7 protein-coding genes are annotated in these 3947 nt (G+C 41.8%); 3 read left to right on the top strand and 4 right to left on the bottom strand.

Annotation, left to right across the window (positions count from 1 at the left end):
- The first annotated feature begins 318 nt into the window (after window positions 1-318).
- Together RIG27_RS27465 and RIG27_RS27460 are read left to right on the top strand one after the other, a co-directional pair.
- Window positions 319-1473 (top strand): GUN4 domain-containing protein, encoded by a 1155-nt coding sequence (locus tag RIG27_RS27465; RefSeq protein ID WP_446350327.1) that lies wholly within the window; start codon window positions 319-321, stop codon window positions 1471-1473.
- Between the two features lie 297 nt (window positions 1474-1770).
- Window positions 1771-1938 carry an AbrB/MazE/SpoVT family DNA-binding domain-containing protein gene (locus tag RIG27_RS27460; RefSeq protein WP_446350326.1) on the top strand — a complete coding sequence of 56 codons (168 nt, stop codon included), beginning with the start codon at window positions 1771-1773 and terminating at the stop codon, window positions 1936-1938.
- Window positions 1939-2220: 282 nt separating this feature from the next.
- On the opposite strand, the gene RIG27_RS27455 is transcribed toward RIG27_RS27460, so the two are convergent.
- From RIG27_RS27455 to RIG27_RS27440, 4 genes are all read right to left on the bottom strand, one after another.
- Window positions 2221-2562 carry an element excision factor XisI family protein gene (locus tag RIG27_RS27455; RefSeq protein ID WP_446350325.1) on the bottom strand — a complete coding sequence of 114 codons (342 nt, stop codon included), beginning with the start codon at window positions 2560-2562 and terminating at the stop codon, window positions 2221-2223.
- On the bottom strand, window positions 2550-2966 hold the full coding sequence (locus tag RIG27_RS27450; protein ID WP_446350324.1) for a XisH family protein: 417 nt from the start codon (window positions 2964-2966) through the stop codon (window positions 2550-2552). Before RIG27_RS27450 ends, RIG27_RS27455 begins: the two co-directional genes overlap by 13 nt.
- A 100-nt stretch (window positions 2967-3066) precedes the next feature.
- A complete protein-coding gene (locus tag RIG27_RS27445) occupies window positions 3067-3276 on the bottom strand; it encodes a hypothetical protein (RefSeq protein WP_446350328.1) in 210 nt (69 codons plus the stop codon).
- Between the two features lie 107 nt (window positions 3277-3383).
- Window positions 3384-3629: a helix-turn-helix domain-containing protein gene (locus RIG27_RS27440; RefSeq protein ID WP_446350323.1), complete on the bottom strand. Its 246-nt coding sequence runs from the start codon at window positions 3627-3629 to the stop codon at window positions 3384-3386.
- Between the two features lie 124 nt (window positions 3630-3753).
- On the opposite strand from RIG27_RS27440, the gene RIG27_RS27435 reads away from it, so the two are divergent.
- The coding region (locus RIG27_RS27435; protein ID WP_446350322.1) for a hypothetical protein at window positions 3754-3947 on the top strand (194 nt) is incomplete at its 3' end.

The raw sequence follows: 3947 nt of genomic DNA, 5'->3' as shown, positions 1-3947 counted from the left end.
TGTCTAATTGAGCTTTTTTCTACTAAATGAGCTTTGACTATTTTTTCTCTGAAATCTACTGAATATGCTTTCATTGGCTATCCAACGCCTTAATCTCTGTTCATCAATTGTACTATGATATAGCGCAAAGCGCTGTATCTGGATCAGCAGTTTCTTGCTGCTGGTGAAAAGAAGGCAATTGAGGCGCAAATTGCAGTAGCAGAAAAGGAAGCGGAATTAGAACGGGAACGGAAAGATAAAGAAGCCGCCGAACAAAGAAACATCGCTCTAGCTGAGGCGAATCGCCAAGCCAAAAGACGGATTAGTATTGGTGGAGTGGTGCTAATTGTTGCCGTGTTGGGGGCGGTAATTTCAGGGGTACTTGCTGGAAATAAGGTTATTGAAGCTAACTCCAAAGTTGAGAAGGTTAAAACCGAAATTGAGACGGTATCCCTACTCTCCAAACTAGCGGCAGAATTGCACAACAATGGACTCTCTGATGATGCTCAAGAAGCCTGGAGTCAGGCGAGTCAGGCGACTAACGAAGTCCTGGAAAAGGAGGCAAATTGGGATCTGAAGCAAGCCATGCTGCAAGCTTCTATTTCTTTAGCCTCTTTGCAGCTGAGTCAAAAGTATCAGGAACTGGATCAGCCTGAAAAAGCGAAAGACTATTGGAGTAAAGCTGAACAAGCAATCAAAGAAAGTCAGGAGTTGTTACCGTCAAAGATTACTGGAGAGATGCCTGAACAATGGTCAATTCGTCTCCATGTCCAGCGAGTGCGGGGCAGTTGGTATTGGGAAAATGGAGAAATAGAAAAGGCAATAGAGGCGTATCGACAAGCATTTTCTCGGCTGGAGGTGGCTTGGAAAAAATTGCCAAATATTGATATAGACACCGAGATTCCTATCCCGCATTATCTGCCTCAGCAACAACCGATTCTCTCGGCGAATGCTATTGAAAACTTACATCGTGAGTTTATGGCATTGCTGAAAGAAGCAGGTGAAGATGATTCCCAGATAAAAGAATCGCTCAAACGTCACCTCCTAGCAGAACTAAACTTTTTGATGGAATCAGATAACTGGAAAGATGCTGATGAAAACACCTATAATTTCATTATTTTGGCTAGTACCCAAGCAGGTTTTGAGATAGAGAATATTTCCTGTCGAGACTTGAGTAGTATCGATAGGCTTTGGGTAGAACGCTCAGATGGGACGTTTGGTTTCAGTGTGCAAAAGATTATTTTGGATGAATTTGCCTCCCAGCCCGGTCATTATGATAATGATGTAAACTGGGAAGGATTTTATGAGAAGATAGGATGGAGAGAAGGAGAGGAGAGGTTAGGGTTTAGCTATGGGGATGCTATTTTTAATCCAGAGCAAGCAAAAGAAGGACACCTCCCTTCTTTAATGAAGGTGGTGGATAAGGAGGGGATATGGTGGAGAGAGTTAGACGAGAGTACCCTCTTCTCTCTCACTGCGACTTGTAGACTGTAACATAAAAGCGTTCCAGCTTTCTGTAAAAATTCCTTAACAAACTACAGTTAGGTAGGGTAGGCAAAAGTAGCGAAAAATAGCCCAAGCATTTGAGGTTGATAAATTTTGTCCACCCTACGGTATTTGGCGTGATATGGTAACAGTATCCAGGTTGAATGGTTCGAGGTTGGCGGGACATCAATATTCAATACTCCAAACGGATAATCCAAACAATCGCAACCATTAGATTTTCCAGGTAAAGTAAAGAGCGATCGCATCATAGTAAAATTATATGTAAACTCACGCTAAAAACGTCAGATGCTACAAGTCAAAACAAAAATTTCTGAAGGTGGCAGAGTCGCGATTCCAGCCGAGTATTTCAATCAACTGGGATTGGAGGTGGGAGATGACGTGATTGTCCGCCTTGTAGATGGAGAAATCCGAATTTTCACCCTTGCTCAAGCTATCCAGCAAGCACAAGCCTAGGTGCGGAGTTTTACTCCACCAGAGCGCTCCCTTGTCGATGAACTAATTCGGGAACGGCGTCAGGAAAGTCAGCATGAGTCAGAGCCTCACGAGCAATCATAGGGTACGGCAATGCCGTACCCCTACCCAATCAATTATCTCTGAGATGGGGTAGGGGTAAGATACCATCTTACCCTGATATAGGTTCAGGTTAAAATTAGACGATAATCACCTCGGCTATCGTCTGTTCTGCCAATCACAGACAGCGTTTGACTTCCCTTAGGGATAAGGAAAGCGATCGCACTAAGCGACACCGTAGCCTGTGTAAGGACGTTTATAACTAGGATGTAAACCGAGAATAATATCCTCTTTGGGTATCCCCATTTCTACCAAATCTTGTGCCAAATCAGCTTCGGTCATATTTCGCTGAATCCAAATTTTGCCATCTTTAATATCTATATGAATGAAACAGTTGTAGACTCTTTTTAGCCCATCCCAACCAATATCTATAAGCTGATAGTGGTCATGTTCTGTGTCAAAAATGAGTTGACACTCTATTTCTGAATCTAACTGGTTTGCATCTTCAGTGGTATGATTTTTTAATACCTGGCGTACTAATGAGCGATATTTTTCTAATTTTTCCATTTGCTGATTACCTCTTCAACAGGATCGTAAACAATTAATTTTACTTGATAAAGCTTAACTGCTTCTTTAATAAAAATCTCTTGGAAAAACGTGATAAATGTATCAACAGGAACCGCAAGATAAAGTATTCTCTCTGATTCGGTCATTTGTAATGCCAAGCGATAGTTTAAGAATTGACCTAATGCGGCATGAAAATCTGTAATCACCGAAGTATTCAGAAAACTTTTTATTTCAACGGCTATTTTACGTTCTGCTTTTTGAGCGGCAATGATTTTCTCTGCTGCTAAATCAACTTCCAACTTAACTCCCTCAATTTTGAGTTTTAGGGGATCTGCTGTAATCACCCAATCCTCTTTGAGGAGTGCTTGTTTTACAGAATTATGGAATAGGTCTTTAGCCGCCATGATTAGTTCTACAAACTCTCAGACTCTTTCTCGTGCAGTTCTCAAACGGCTTCCAAACTTAATCCTGTTGTCTACAATACAATTAAATTCTGCGTCAATGTCACTCATCCCTCATTTGCTGCTGATACTCCAAAGGGTCTTGAGTTAATTGAATCACACCTGCATACTGGTTTAAATTAAATTCTTGTTTTTGTTGTAATTGATAAGCCTCTAATAGTTGCTCAATTTTCTGCCAGTCCTGATAATCAATCAACACCGCAACAGGACGCATCGCTTCATCAGTCACAATTTTTTTATTAAAACTGAGCATAATAGTCTGCTTCATAACAACGTCTAACTTTTCTATCGTAGCTCCAAAGCAAAAAGATTGTAGAGACGTTGCATGCAACGTCTCTACAATCTGGACATAACTTCCGTTCAATCTTCCTGATCACTCTTGAGGAAATCACCCACGTACAATCGGATAAATTCTGCTGCTGCATCAGGATTGAGGCTATGAAGTGCCTCAGCAATCTGCACCACGGTTTCGGCTGAGGGATCTCGATTTTCGTGAAACCAGTGAAATACAACTGAACGATCAACCTTCAAAGTTACGGCTAGCTTGTTTTGACTGATGCCGTATGTCTCCAATGCTTGTCTGAGAGCTTTTCCCGCTTTTCCCATACCTCTAATCGTGTCAGAGGATGATCCGCAAGTAAATGTTGTTGGAACTCACAACATCTGGCAGAATTGATCTAGATGTTGTTGGTTACAACAACATCGTTAGGTATAAATCAGGTGAACTCAAATGCAAGCGTACTTTCTACCTAATGCCAGCGGATTGCCCTCTGCTGAGGTTTATATCCAGGCTTCCACTGATCCGGTTTCCAGGAAAGAATTTATTAAGGTGATGGTTATCGGTTCCCGTAAAGGGATCAACAGCATTATCAAAACCCTGCATCGCTTACGGTTTGCGGAGGTGAGGGAATGGAGTCCACCGAT

The sequence above is a fragment of the Coleofasciculus sp. F4-SAH-05 genome (assembly GCF_040222985.1).
GTDB classification, from domain to species: domain Bacteria; phylum Cyanobacteriota; class Cyanobacteriia; order Cyanobacteriales; family Coleofasciculaceae; genus Coleofasciculus; species Coleofasciculus chthonoplastes.
Note: the sequence above shows the minus strand (reverse complement) of the source record. Positions and strands in the feature narration are given on the sequence as shown.

Bases quoted from the DNA above. Each gene is read 5' to 3' on its own strand.
- RIG27_RS27450 (WP_446350324.1), bottom strand. From the start codon at position 2,966: ATGGCGGCTAAAGACCTATTCCATAATTCTGTAAAACAAGCACTCCTC.
- RIG27_RS27460 (WP_446350326.1), top strand. From the start codon at position 1,771: ATGCTACAAGTCAAAACAAAAATTTCTGAAGGTGGCAGAGTCGCGATT.
- RIG27_RS27455 (WP_446350325.1), bottom strand. From the start codon at position 2,562: ATGGAAAAATTAGAAAAATATCGCTCATTAGTACGCCAGGTATTAAAA.
- RIG27_RS27445 (WP_446350328.1), bottom strand. From the start codon at position 3,276: ATGCTCAGTTTTAATAAAAAAATTGTGACTGATGAAGCGATGCGTCCT.
- RIG27_RS27440 (WP_446350323.1), bottom strand. From the start codon at position 3,629: ATGGGAAAAGCGGGAAAAGCTCTCAGACAAGCATTGGAGACATACGGC.